The 12,579-nt window shown below is 70.2% G+C and carries 9 protein-coding genes; 2 read left to right on the plus strand and 7 right to left on the minus strand.

Annotated features, from left to right (window positions below):
* Nucleotides 1–94: 94 nt before the first annotated feature.
* Nucleotides 95–451: a VOC family protein gene (locus AB0N66_RS28775; RefSeq protein ID WP_365440383.1), complete on the plus strand. Its 357-nt coding sequence runs from the start codon at nucleotides 95–97 to the stop codon at nucleotides 449–451.
* A gap of 358 nt (nucleotides 452–809) precedes the next feature.
* Nucleotides 810–3,203, plus strand: a complete 2,394-nt coding sequence (locus AB0N66_RS28780; RefSeq protein ID WP_365440385.1) for an excinuclease ABC subunit UvrA — start codon at nucleotides 810–812, stop codon at nucleotides 3,201–3,203.
* Nucleotides 3,204–3,341: 138 nt separating this feature from the next.
* Here AB0N66_RS28780 and AB0N66_RS28785 read toward each other — a convergent pair whose 3' ends face one another.
* The 7 genes from AB0N66_RS28785 to AB0N66_RS28815 form a co-directional block, all read right to left on the minus strand.
* Entirely contained in the window at nucleotides 3,342–4,787 is a 1,446-nt protein-coding gene (locus tag AB0N66_RS28785) for a choice-of-anchor Q domain-containing protein (RefSeq protein ID WP_365440386.1), read from the minus strand.
* A gap of 560 nt (nucleotides 4,788–5,347) precedes the next feature.
* Nucleotides 5,348–6,244: a carbohydrate ABC transporter permease gene (locus AB0N66_RS28790; RefSeq protein WP_365440388.1), complete on the minus strand. Its 897-nt coding sequence runs from the start codon at nucleotides 6,242–6,244 to the stop codon at nucleotides 5,348–5,350.
* Between the two features lie 2 nt (nucleotides 6,245–6,246).
* A complete protein-coding gene (locus AB0N66_RS28795; protein WP_365440390.1) occupies nucleotides 6,247–7,194 on the minus strand; it encodes a sugar ABC transporter permease in 948 nt (315 codons plus the stop codon).
* A gap of 157 nt (nucleotides 7,195–7,351) precedes the next feature.
* Nucleotides 7,352–8,881 carry an extracellular solute-binding protein gene (locus AB0N66_RS28800; protein WP_365440392.1) on the minus strand — a complete coding sequence of 510 codons (1,530 nt, stop codon included), beginning with the start codon at nucleotides 8,879–8,881 and terminating at the stop codon, nucleotides 7,352–7,354.
* 35 nt (nucleotides 8,882–8,916) lie between these two features.
* Entirely contained in the window at nucleotides 8,917–9,936 is a 1,020-nt protein-coding gene (locus AB0N66_RS28805; RefSeq protein WP_365440394.1) for a nucleoside hydrolase, read from the minus strand.
* On the minus strand, nucleotides 9,933–11,420 hold the full coding sequence (locus AB0N66_RS28810; protein ID WP_365440396.1) for an ADP-ribosylglycohydrolase family protein: 1,488 nt from the start codon (nucleotides 11,418–11,420) through the stop codon (nucleotides 9,933–9,935). The genes AB0N66_RS28805 and AB0N66_RS28810 overlap by 4 nt, the downstream gene beginning before the upstream one ends.
* 12 nt (nucleotides 11,421–11,432) lie before the next feature.
* Nucleotides 11,433–12,506, minus strand: a complete 1,074-nt coding sequence (locus AB0N66_RS28815; protein WP_365440398.1) for a LacI family DNA-binding transcriptional regulator — start codon at nucleotides 12,504–12,506, stop codon at nucleotides 11,433–11,435.
* Nucleotides 12,507–12,579: the final 73 nt, after the last annotated feature.

Below are 12,579 nucleotides of genomic sequence, written 5' to 3' on the forward strand. Positions count from 1 at the left end.
TGGACATCACGGTTCACGTGAGTTCGTCTCCGGGCCCTTCTCCGGGCCCGACAGTTCCACCGGGTCGATGTGACCCACGACTTCAGGAGTGACCATGACCAGCTCTGCCACCCAGGGGATCAAGACCGTGCTGCATCCCGTGTCCGACCTGACGAAGGCCAAGGCGGTGTACGCCGCCCTGCTCGGCGTAGAGCCGACTACCGACGAGTCCTACTACGTCGGCTTCGAGGCCGAGGGGCAGCACATCGGGCTGGTGCCGGGCGGGGGACCGGAGGGCATGGCCTCACCGGTGGCCTACTGGCACGTGCCGGACATCGAGGCGAAGCTGGCCGAGGTGATCGCCGCGGGTGCCACTGTGAAGGAGCCCGCGCACGATGTCGGTGGCGGCCGCCTGGTGGCCGCGGTTGTCGACCCCGACGGCAACGTCCTCGGGCTGATTCAGGACCAGTGAGGGCCGGCCCTCACTCCCGTGCTCGGCGGCGGCGCGCTGCCGCTTGAGCGGGGTGACCGTTACGTCGCGTACGCCGGTTCGTCCCGCGTACGCCGGTTCGCACAGCATGCGCCAGTTCGCATAGCATGCGCCGGTTCGACCTGCGTGCACCCGCGGGGCCGTACCTCTAATCCGTCCGACGCCTCGGCCGGGTGCCCCACCCCGGCCGACACCGCTGATCAGACAGCCGCCGAACCGTTGCCCGCGACCGCGCCGACGAAGTAGAACCAGACGTACTGCTCGAAGCTGGTCAGATCCGAGCCGGGCGACGGCGGAGACCGCGAAGGCGGGCCGCCCGACAGATGGAGACGCGATAAGCATGGTCACGAAGAAGGACACGCAGTCGCCTGCGCCGCACGTAGCTGCCGACAGCCACGACATGATCCGTGTGCACGGCGCGCGCGTGAACAATCTCAAGGACGTCAGCATCGAGATCCCGAAGCGTCGGCTGACGGTCTTCACCGGCGTCTCCGGCTCGGGCAAGAGCTCGCTGGTCTTCAACACGATCGCGGCGGAGTCGCAGCGGCTGATCAACGAGACCTACAGCGCCTTCTTGCAGGGCTTCATGCCGACGCTGGCGCGGCCCGAGGTCGACGTCCTCGACGGACTGACCACCGTGATCACCGTCGACCAGCAGCGGATGGGCGGCGACCCCCGCTCCACGGTCGGCACCGCCACCGACGCCAACGCGATGCTGCGCATCCTCTTCAGCCGGCTCGGCAAGCCGTACATCGGCCCGCCCAGCGCGTACTCCTTCAACACTGCCTCGGTCCGGGCCAGTGGTGGGATCACCGTCGATCGCGGTGCGGCCAAGACCAAGACGGTGAAGGCGACCTTCAACCGCACCGGCGGCATGTGTACGCGCTGCGAGGGCCGGGGCGCGGTCTCCGACATCGACCTCACGCAGCTCTACGACGACTCCAAGTCGCTCGCCGAGGGCGCCTTCACCATCCCTGGCTGGAAGTCGGACAGTCAGTGGACCGTGCAGGTCTATGCCCAGTCCGGTTTCGTCGACCCGGACAAGCCGATCCGCGAGTACACCAAGAAGGAATTGTGGGACTTCCTCTACGGGGAGCCGGTCAAGGTCAAGGTCAACGGCGTAAACCTCACCTACGAAGGGCTGATCCCCAAGATCCAGAAGTCGTTCCTGTCCAAGGACAAGGCGGCCTTGCAGCCGCACATCAGGGCTTTCGTGGAGCGGGCGGTCACCTTCACCACCTGCCCTGAGTGCGACGGCACCCGGCTCAGCGAGGGGGCCCGGTCGTCGAAGATCAAGCGGATCAGCATCGCCGACGCCTGCGCGATGGAGATCCGCGACCTGGCCAAGTGGATCCGCGGCCTCGACGAGCCGTCGGTGGCGCCACTGCTCGCCGCGCTGCAGCAGACCCTCGACTCGTTCGTGGAGATCGGCCTCGGCTACCTCTCGCTCGACCGGCCGTCCGGCACGCTGTCGGGCGGTGAGGCGCAGCGCGTCAAGATGATCCGCCACCTCGGCTCCTCGCTCACCGATGTCACCTATGTCTTCGACGAGCCCACCATCGGCTTGCACCCCCATGACATCCAGCGGATGAACGACCTGCTGCTACGGCTGCGGGACAAGGGCAACACGGTCCTCGTCGTGGAGCACAAGCCGGAGACGATCGTGATCGCCGACCATGTCGTCGACCTGGGCCCCGGCGCCGGTACGGGGGGCGGCACCGTCTGCTTCGAGGGCACCGTCGACGGGCTGCGGGCCGCCGGCACCATCACAGGCCGCCATTTCGACGACCGGGCCGCCGTCAAGGAGACGGTACGGAAGTCGACCGGGACGCTGGAGATCAGGGGCGCGACGACGCACAACCTGCAGGGCGTCGACGTCGACATCCCGCTCGGGGTGCTGACCGTCGTCACGGGCGTCGCCGGTTCCGGCAAGAGCTCGCTGGTGCACGGGTCGATCCCGGCAGGTGAGGGTGTGGTGTCGGTCGACCAGGGCGCGATCCGCGGCTCGCGGCGGAGCAACCCGGCTACGTACACGGGGCTGCTCGAACCGATCCGCAAGGCGTTCGCCAAGGCCAACGGCGTCAAGCCGGCGCTGTTCAGCGCCAACTCCGAGGGCGCCTGCCCCAGCTGCAACGGCGCCGGCGTGATCTACACCGACCTGGGGATGATGGCCGGCGTCGCCACCACCTGCGAGGACTGCGAGGGGAAGCGGTTCGACGCGTCGGTGCTCGACTACCACTTCGGCGGCCGCGACATCAGCGAGGTGCTCGCGATGTCGGTGACGGAGGCCGAGGAGTTCTTCGGCGCGGGCGAGGCGCGCACGCCGGCCGCCCACGCCATCCTCGGCCGGCTCGCCGACGTCGGCCTCGGCTACCTCAGCCTCGGCCAGCCGCTCACCACGCTGTCCGGCGGCGAGCGGCAACGGCTCAAGCTGGCCACCCACATGGCGGAGAAGGGCGGCGTCTACGTCCTCGACGAGCCGACCGCCGGCCTCCACCTCGCCGACGTCGAGCAGCTGCTCGGCCTCCTCGACCGGCTCGTCGACTCCGGCAAGTCGGTCATCGTCGTCGAGCACCACCAGGCGGTCATGGCACACGCCGACTGGATCATCGACCTCGGCCCCGGCGCAGGCCACGACGGCGGAAAGATCGTCTTCGAGGGCACACCCGCCGACCTCGTCGCCGCCCGCTCCACCCTCACCGGCGAGCACCTCGCGGCGTACGTGGGCGGCTGAGCGGGGGAGGCACAGGGCTTCAGCAGGGCCGAGCACCCTTCTGTTCTCCGTCCCGCGCTCTTTCTGTTCTCCGCTCCGCGCCCTTCCTCCGCCTGCGCCCGGTGTGGGCAACGGCTGCGGGGGAAGGGCGCCGACCGGCTAGTGCCCGCTGGAATCGCGGAGTTGGGACTCGATGGCGCCGGCATCGGAGGCGGCGCCGACGGATGCGCGGTTGCCGTAGAAGTCGGTGCGCCCGGCGGCCGCACCACCGCTGTTGATGGCGGGACTGGTGGGCAGCGGTCGGTAGTCACCCGCGCTGCGGTCGGTGAACTGCGGGTCGGCCAGGATGTCGCCGGTGCCCAGGTCGTCACCCAGGGTGCCCTGGATCACGTTGTGGTCGTGCGGCCAGGCGTAGTCCTTCAGCACGGAGCCGCCGGACATCTGGATGATGTTGCCGGTGATGGTGAGCCACGAGTCCTGCGGCGTGGGGCCGGCCTCGCGGTAGTAGTAGATCGCGAAGAGCCGTGACTTGTCGCCGCGGTCACGGACGATGGTGTTGTGGGCGACCAGGTAGGCGTCCGGGTGGGTGGTGGTGTCGTAGGCCAGGAACTGCTGGTAGTCGTCACTGATGTTGTACGTCAGGTGGACATCGGCGGTGGTGGTCTCGGTGACCTCCGTGAAGCCCTGTGAGCCCAAGGACAGGTTGTGGTCGATGGAGATGTCGTCCTTGGGGTGGTCGAAGCCCTCGATCTCCACTGCGCCGCCGTCGGCTCCGTAAGGGCTGTCGGTGGAGCGGCAGTTGATGAACTCGTTGGCCGTGACCCGGGCGTCACTGTTGTTGATCGAGATGCCGATGGCGCCGTAGGAGGCCTCGGAGCCCGAGTCCATGCCGCGGAAGGCGATCTTGAGGTCGTGGAAACTGTTGTGCGCGATGAGCGTGCCGGTGGCGTAGGTCTTGACACCGAGGCCGACCTGCGTGAACTCGTTGTCGTGGATGTACGCGTCGGTGGCGGCGTCCGTGAGGGCGATCGCGCCGCTCAACTCGTACTTCGGACCGCGGATACCCACGCCGTCGGCGTTGTCGAACACCACCCCGTCGGCGAACTTCAGCTGGTCGACCACGACGTGCGGGGCCGACAGCTGGAGCATGTTCCAGCCGGTCGGGTTGGTGAGAGTGGGCGCGGCGCCGGTGCCGTACGCGGTGACGGTGATCGGTGCGGCTGCGGTACCGGTTCCGTTGATGGTGGCGGTGCCGGTGAAGGTTTCGCCGCGGCGCAGCGCGATGGTGTCGCCGGGCCGGAAGTCGGCGGCGGTGATCCGGGCGAGGGTCTTCCAAGCGGTGGCGGAACTGGTGCCCGCGGCTTGGTCGTTGCCGTTCTCGGCGTCGAGGTAGAAGGTCCGACCGCCCTTGGTGTGCGGGGCGGGGCCGGAGTGCTGTGTCCTTGCGCCGACCGGGGTGCCGGCGACGGTAGCCGTGGCGGTGGCGGTGGCCACGGCGGTGGATGCGGAAGCGGACGAGGATGCGGATGCGGGCGCCGCGGTGACCGTCAGTGCCGCCGCGGTCAGCCCGACGGCGAACAGGACTGCGGCCGCCGGGCGCGTCACAGGAGTGCGCGGTACGGGAGCAGGAGAAGACAAGGGGTGCTCCAATCGAGGTGGTTGAAATGGACTGCCGGCCCGTGAGGTGCCTGTCGGTTGACGCGTGTCAGCGCCGACTGGGTCGTTCTCGCGGTGTCTTCCGGTAGGGCTTGGGGTTGTCGCCTGCCGACGTGGTCCCGCGGTACGCACCCGCTGGCTCGGTCTCGCGTGGGGGACCGGCCAGGAGGGTGGCTAGCGGCTGGACCGCGGGGCTGGGATGCCGTGCGCGGCGGCCGTACCGGCCGAGGTGATGGCGGCCACGGTGATGTCGGCCAGGGACCCGGCCGAGGGAACGCCCGCTGAGGTGACAGTGTTCGGGTAACCGGCCGACGGGCCGCCGCCGTACGGTGTGTCGGCCGATGGAGCAGGCGAAGTGGCCTCAGGGTTCGGTGTGTTGGTCGGTGGGGCAGGTGAAGTGGCCTCAGGGGTGCGTGTGTTGGGCGAGAGGCCGGGCGAAGCACCCTCACCCCACGGCGGGTCGGTCGGGGATCCGTCGCCCATGGGCGACGGCGAGGGCGCGCTGCCGGTCAATTCTTGCTCCCGGTCGTTGCGACCGAAGCGACGAAATAGCGCTGCAGGGCGAGCAGGATGATGGCTGGGATCACGGCGAGGACCGCGGTTTCCGCGAACACCCGGCCGTAGTCCGTACTGAACGCGTTGAAGGTCTTGGCGATGGATACCGGCGCGACGTCGTTGCTGTCACTGGTGGTGACGAGGATCGGCCACAGGTACGCCTGCCACTGGAACAGGAACAGAATCAGTCCGGTGCCGATCAGCGCGGGCCTGGCCAGCGGCAGGTAGATCCGGGTGAAGATGCGGGGCCAGCCGGCTCCGTCGACCCGGGCGGCTTCGGCGAGTTCGGTGGGGACGCCCAGGAAGAACTGGCGCAGCGTGAAGATCGCCAGGCCGTTGCCGAGGCCTGGCAGCACCAGCGCGGGGATGCTGTTGGTGAGGTGCCAGTCGCTGAAGGTGTGGGAGAGCGGGATGGCGATCGCCTCGAAGGGCACCAGGAAGCTGAGGACGACCATGGCGAAGACGAACTTCCGCCCGGGGAAGTCCACAACGGCCAGGGCGAACGCGGCCAGCGCCGAGATGGCGATGCCGAGGACGACGGTGACGGCGGCCACGATCACCGAGTTGGCGAGATTGCGGCCGAAGCCGTTGTCCCAGGCGGCGTCGAGGTTGCGCAGCGTGAAGTCCCGGGGCCACAGCATGTGCCAGTTCAGCGAGGAGTTGCTCGCGAACGTCTCCGTCGAGCTGCGGAACGTGCTGGCGATCAGCCACAGCACGGGCAGCAGGAAGGCCAGCGCCACCAGAACGGCGACCACGCTGAGGACGATCCGGCCGGCCCGGGAGCCGTCGCGGGCACGGCCCTGGGGAGCGGTACGCCGACGGCCGCCGGCGGAAGCGAAGGTGCGGCTCATGGTCACTCACCCTCCGTGCTGCGCAGCAGCCTGAACTGCACCGCGACGATGACGATCATCAACGCCAGCAGGACCAGGAGCTCGGCTGCCGCGGTGTGCGGGTCGGCCAGGTCGAAGCTGTTGTGGAAGATGTCGTACATAAGGAAGTTGGACTTCTGCTCGGGCCCGCCGTTGGTGAGGATCTGCATCGGCGCGAAGAGCACGAAGTTGGAGACGGTGTCGGCGACCAGTACGAACAGCAGCGGTCGGCGAAGCTGCGGCAGGGTCACCGACCAGAACTGCCGCAGTGGCCCGGCGCCGTCCACCTCGGCGGCTTCGTAGTACACCTGCGGGATGTCGTTGAGCCCGGCGATCAGGAAGATCATCCAGTAGCCGACGCCGATCCAGCTGGCGATCAGGATCAGGCTGCCGACTACCTGGTTCGGCCCGGTGAGGAAGGGCTGCTGCGCGATGCCGACGCTGCCGAGCGCCGCGTTGACCGGGCCGTCGGGGCGCAGCGCGATGCCCCAGACGACCGCGGAACCGGTCATCGGTACCGCGGCGGGCAGGAAGATCAGGGTCCGCCATAGGCCGGTGGCGGGCAGGTTGCGGGTGAGCAGCACCGCGAGCGCCAGGGCGACCACGATCTGCAGCGGGTTCACGATCACGTTGAACAGCAGGGTCTGCTGCACCGAGGTCCAGAACTGGTGCGAGTGCCACAGGGCGGTGAAGTTGGCCGCCCCTGCCCAACTCGGTGGCAGGGTGCTGCCGGGCAGGCTGGTGTGGGTGGCGTCGTTGACGGCCTGGATGACCGGCACCAGCCGCAGTACGACGATCAGCGCGAGCGCGGGTGTCAGGAAGAGCGCGGCCGCGGTGAGATTGCCGATGCGGCGACGGCGGTGCAGGGTGCGGGTGGGCGATGCGGGCGGCGGGGTGGCCCGTACGGCGGGCGGTCGAGTGGTCGAAGTCATGTCGGTGGTCCCTCCCGCCGACCCGGGATCGTCCGTCCGGGGCCGGTCGGCGTTGCGGGGAATAGGTGGTGCGGGGGGTGTGCCTTCAGGGCTTGGCAGGACTCGAAGGCTTGGCGGGAAGCGGGGCGTGCGTCGCTCAGCGCGAAATCGGGGAGCGCTAGCGGTACTTGGCCCACGCCGAGTCGATCGTGCTGGTCGCGGAGGCCAGCGCGGACGTCGCCGAAGCACCGTTGGCGATGTCCTCGAAGGTCCGGCCGAGGGTGTCCTCGAACTCCACATAGCCGGCGGTACGGGCCCGCAGCGTCGCGGTATGGGCGAGCTCGTACTTGGTCAGGTCGACCGCGCCGGCCATCCGCGGATCGCTGAACACCGGCTCCCGGTAGAACCGCGCGGTGCCGACGGTGTTGGAGGGGGGTACCGACAGGCTCGGCATGTACTGGGCGAAGCCGCCGTTGTCGAGGGCCATGAACTTCATGAAGATCTCGGCGGCGGCCGCGTGCTTGGTCGCCCGGTTCAGGCCGAGCGACCAGCCGCCGGTCGGGGTGATGGCCTTGCCGCCGGCGAAGTAGGGGTAGGCGGCGACGCCGAACTCCAGCGTCTTCTCACCGGTGAACTGGCCGGCCCACCAGGGACCACCGGGGAAGTACGCGACCTGCCCCGAGGCGAACATTTCCGGCGTCTGGGCGACCGGCACCCCACGCGGCGAGATCTTGTCCTTGAACAGCGAGCCGTACCAGGTCATGGCCTTGGTCCAGCCGGCGTTCTCCAGATCGGGCGTCAGATTGCCCTTGCCGGTGGCGCCGGAGCCGCCGCCCAGGCTCTCGGCCAGTGGCTGGAGCTGGTAGTAGCGGTTGACCTGGTCGAACAGCAGGCCCCACTTGGCCCCCGCGGCCTGCGCCTTCTTGGCGTCGGCGGTCACCTGCTCCCAGGTCATCCGGGCGTCGGCCTGGTCGGACGGGAAGGGGATGCCGGCTTTCCGTAGCAGCGTCTTGTTGTAGTAGAGCAGTTGGCTGGAGGTCTGGTACGGCATCGCGACGAGCTTGCCGTCGCTGGTCGCGGCCTCCAGGGACATCTTGTCCACCTGGCCGGACAGGCCGGGGAACAGCGAGGACAGGTCGGCCAGCCAGCCGCGTACCCGGTAGGCGTCGGTGCGGGGCATGTCGACGTCGAACAGGTCCAGGGTGCTGTCCTGCCGGCTCAGCCTGGTGCTGAGCACGCTGTTGAACTGGTCGAACGGTACGGACTGGTAGTCCACGGTGATGGTGGGGTGCGCCTTGTGGAAGGCGGCGAGGACCGGCTTGATGTCGTCCGCGGAGTAGGCGGAACCGGCGTAGGTGATGGTGACCGGACTCGCCGGATCCTTGAGCTGCCCGGCGGCGGTCAGCCCGGCGGGCTGCGCGGTGGATGTGGTGCCGGAGCCGCAGCCTGCGGCGAGCAGGGCGGTGGCGCCGACGGCCGCCATCGCGGTGAACGACCTACGGGTGAGCGGTTGGTGAGCGAAGTGCTCCGCGGCGTCCGTCACCCGGCCGGTGAACCTCCCGGTGCGGAAGTCGCCCTCGGGGGACCCGGTACGGATCTCGCCGCTGGGGAACCCGGTGCGGAATTCTCCCGCGCGGAGCCTCTTGTCGGGCGGCGGCACCGCACGCGGTCCCGGGACAGGCGCTCTCTGGGAGCGGGAATGCTTCATGACGGTCCTCTCTGACGGTCATGGGAGGCGTGGAGTCACTCGCCGGCGGGGGCACTGGCCACGGCCCCGGTCACCCGGTCGAGGAACAGCCGGCCGAAGCCGGCGACGTCGGTGTCGACCGCCACCGAGGCGTTGGTGGGCCCGGGTGGCGGCGCGAGGGCCAGGCCGCGGTCGGCGATCACCAGGCCGCGGGCGAGTTCGCTGCCCGGGTCGGTGGCGACGTAGGCGCCCTCCCAGGTCAGCAGGGTGGGGTCGATGACCGCGGCGACGACCAGCGGATCGTGGAGGAAACAGGCGTCGCGATGCTCGGCGCGCAGCGGGAACGCCTTGGCGAGGAAGTCGATCCAGGCCAGCGCGCATTCGCCGGCCCAGCGGCCGAAGGCGTCGCCGCCCCGCAGTACGGCGGCGTCGGCGCGGGTGAGCCGTACCCGCGAAGTCTGGTCGATACCGACCATGCGCAGCTTGGCTCCGCTGGTCAGCACCATGGCCAGGGCCTCGGGGTCGACGTAGGCGTTGAAGTCCCCGACGACGGTGATGTTCTGTGCGTAGCCGGTGGCGGAACCCGCCATCATCACGATCTCGGCGACGTTGTCGGCGAAGGCCGGGTCCAGGCGCAGCGCGAGCGCCAGGTTGGTCATGGGTCCGATGGCCACCACGGTGATCTCGCCGGGGTGGGCGGCGGTGATGTCGACGAGGAACTGTGCGGCGCTCTGCGGGCTGGTGGGGCCCCGCCGTTCGGCCGGTGCGGTACGGGCCACGGGCCGGTCGCCGATCACGTCGTCGAACAGCGCCCGGACCGGGGCCATGTCGCGCAGCAGCGGGCGGTCGGCGCCGCGCAGCACCGGCAGATCGGGGTGTCCCATCCGTTCGGTCAGCCGGCGTGCCACGTCGACGCCGGCGTCGACCTCCACGTTGCCGTTGACGACGGTCAGCCCTTCGACCTGGAGTTCCGGCGAGCGCAGCGCCAGGGCGATGGCCAGGCCGTCGTCGATGTCGGAGCCGGGCTCTCCCAGCCCGGGGTCGGTGTCGATAACGATCCTGCGGGCGGCGGTCATGAGGCCACCTCCTGTTCGGGTGCGGCGGATGAGCTTGCGGATGTGGGCGCGGATCCCGTACGGCGCGGTCCGGCGTCGTCGTGGGTGGCGCTTTCATGGCCGGCCGGTACGTCAGCCGTGTCCGCGTGAACGGTCCCGTCACCGACCGGGGGTTCGGCGCCCTCGTCAGTCGTACGTTCCAACGCGACGCGCACCACGTCCGTACGCCGTGCCAGCTCGGCGACGGTGATCCCGTCGAAGCCGCGGACGGCGCTGCGGACCACGCCCCCGGTCGGCGCCACCAGGCGCTCGGGGATCGCGGCGGACCCGTGCAGTGCGCCAAAGACGCTGCCGACGGTCGCCGCGGTGGAGTCGGTGTCGCGGCCGGCCCGTACCGCCAGGGCGATGCTGCGGACGAAGTCGCCCTCGCCCCACAGCAGCGCGGCGCTGATGGTGGCCGCGTTGTGCAGGGTGTGGACCCAGTTGTAGGCGCCGAGGGTCCGCTCGATCCAGGACAGCGCCTCTTCGGCGGTCGCGCCCTGCTCGGCAAGACCCAGCAGTTCCGCCTGACTCGCGTGGAGCCGCGAGCCGACCGGTACCGCGGCCAGCGCGCTGCGCAGAGCGGGAAGTGGACCGTCCGCGGTGAGGGCCGCCGCGACCAGCGCCGCCGCCCACATCGCGCCGTAGATGCCGTTGCCGGTGTGCGACAGGACCGCGTCGGTGAGCGCGAGGCGGGCCGCGGCCCGGGGGCGGCCGGGGTGGATGTAGCCGTAGGCGTCGGTACGGATCAGTGCCCCGATCCACTCCCGGTACGGGTTGTCGACGGTGGCGGTCAGCGGCGGCAGGTGGCCGGTGACGAGGTTGCGGTACGCGGCGCGCTCGGCGGTGAAGGTCTGGGTGAAAGGGATGCGATCCAGCCACTCGCGGGCGATGTCCTCGGTGGTCAGCCGGTGCCCGTAGGTCTCCAGCAGGTGCAGGCCGAGAATCGTCCAGTCCAGGTCGTCGTCGCGCGGGACGGCGTCGAACCGGCCGGCTGCCGCATCCGGCGCGGATTCGTGCAGGTGGCTGACGCCTTCGGGCAGCGTCTCCAGCAGCGGTACGTACCCGGTCTGCGGCCATTGCCCGACCGCCCGCAGGTAGATGCCGACCTCGGTGCCGGTCAGGCCCTCGACGGGCTTGCCCATGGTGTTGCCGACGCAGCGGCCCAGCCAGGCGCCGGCTGTCCGGTCGGGCACGTCGGCCGGAGCCGGTCCTGTCCGGTCGACGGCCGGTTCGGGCGGCAGCGCGGCCCACACGGCGGACGGTTCGGACGGCTCGTCGTAGGGCCAGTCCGCGGCGCGGGGGAGGGCGGCCAGTCGGGTTCGGATCCCCGACAGCGCCGCGTCGTCGGACCGCGCGGCGGCGGCGCGGGCCTCGGCCAGCAGGCCGCTCGCGTCGTAGCCGGAGCCGGCGAGTTGTTCGGCCTCGTCGGGGACGAGGTCGCGGGGATCGAGTACGTCGTGCACGTGCGGGGCTCCTCAGGCTGATTCGCGGATGACGAGGTTGTGCTGGACCAGGACCCTGCGGGCGGTGCCGGCCGGATCGGCTATCCGGGCCAGCAGTTGTTCGCCCGCCACCCGTCCGATCTCCTGTGCCGGTACGCGCACGGTCGTCAGGGACGGGCTGACCAGGCTCGCGGCGTCGATGTCGTCGACGCCGATCACGGCCACGTCGGTGGGGACGGCCAGGCCCAGCGCGCGGGCCGCGTCCAGGGCGCCGATCGCCATCAGGTCGTTCGCGCAGAACACGGCGGTGGGCGGGCGGGGCTGGTCCATCAGGGCGGCCATCCCCTTCGCGCCGGACTCCCGGGTCCAGTCGCCCACGGCCTCGGCGGCCCGCAGCGGCCGCAGCCCGTGGGCGCGCAGCGCCTCTCGGTAGCCGTGCAGACGGCTGGAGCCGGGTGCGGTACGCGGTGGGCCGGAGATGATGCCGAGGTGGCGGTGGCCCTTCTCGTACAGGTACGCCACCGCGTCCGCGGCGATCCTCTCGTCGTCGGAGGACACCACGTCGGTGGAGGTGCCGTGGCGGGGTGCGCCGACGGTGACCACATGGGCCCCGGACGCCCGCAGCGGCTCCAGTTGCCGGTCGGACACGTCGACCGCGGCGACCACGACACCGTCCACTCGGCGTTGCACGGCCTCGCCGAGGAAGGCGTCGACCGGTGGAGCGCCGGTGCCCACGTCGGCCAGCAGGACGACATGGCCGCGTTCGGCGACCGCCTGCTGCAGACCGCGGGCCAGCGCCGGATAGAACGGGTTGGTCAGGTCCTGCACGACCAGGGCGATGGTCCGGCTGCGCCGGCCGGTCAGGCCCGCGGCGAAGAAGTTCTGCTGGAAGCCCAGTTCCTCGATGACCCGGGTGACCTTGCGGTGGGTCGCTTCGGACACCGGGCGTCGGCCGGACAGGACGTGCGAGACGGTGGTCTTGCTGACTCCGGCTCGCTCGGCGACGTCGGAGATCGTGGGCGGTCCCTTGACGGGTTCTCTGGCCGTGCCTTCATGCAACCCGGTTTGCGCACGCCTCCTCTTGGGGGCACTGTCTGCGTCGTTCACGTGCACTCCTTGATTACAAACCGGTTTGCGTGACGTTTCGGTCAGCCTCCGCCATGACTGGGCCGCAGTCAAG

This window comes from Streptomyces sp. NPDC093544 (assembly GCF_040683495.1).
In the GTDB taxonomy this organism is placed as follows: Bacteria; Actinomycetota; Actinomycetes; order Streptomycetales; family Streptomycetaceae; genus Streptomyces.